The sequence below is a fragment of the Coprococcus sp. OM04-5BH genome (genome assembly GCF_003482105.1).
Lineage (GTDB): Bacteria > Bacillota > Clostridia > Lachnospirales > Lachnospiraceae > Coprococcus.
Map to the genome: position 1 here is coordinate 1 of NZ_QULM01000003.1, position 421 is coordinate 421.

At 39.7% G+C, this 421-nt stretch carries 1 pseudogene; it reads left to right on the forward strand.

Features of this window, described 5'->3' with window-relative positions:
• Positions 1-421 (forward strand): annotated as a pseudogene (locus tag DXB54_RS07200) (hypothetical protein); the annotation flags it as partial.

Here is a 421-nt window from a genome sequence, read left to right on the forward strand (position 1 = left end):
GACAAGAATATCACTGAACAGAGCGAAGTGGATGCAATGGCACAGGCGATCGAAGATGCCATTGCCGCTCTTGAGAAGAAGCAGGCAAGCGTAGAGACCCTTAAGAAGATAAACGGTAAGTGGTATTACATAAAGGATGGCAAGCAGGATCTTACTGTTACTAAGCTTGTTAAGTATGGAACAAAGTGGTACTACGTTAAGAATGGTGTGGTAGACTTCACCGCAACAACTCTTGTCAAGCAGAACACAAAGTGGTATTACGTTAAGAACGGTGTTATAGATTTCTCATTTACAGGTCTTACAAAATACAACAATACCTGGTTCTATGTATATAAGGGTGTTGTGAATTTCAATTCCGAAACATTGGTTAAGTACAATACAAGATGGTACTATGTTAAGAATGGAAGGGTTGACTTCAAGT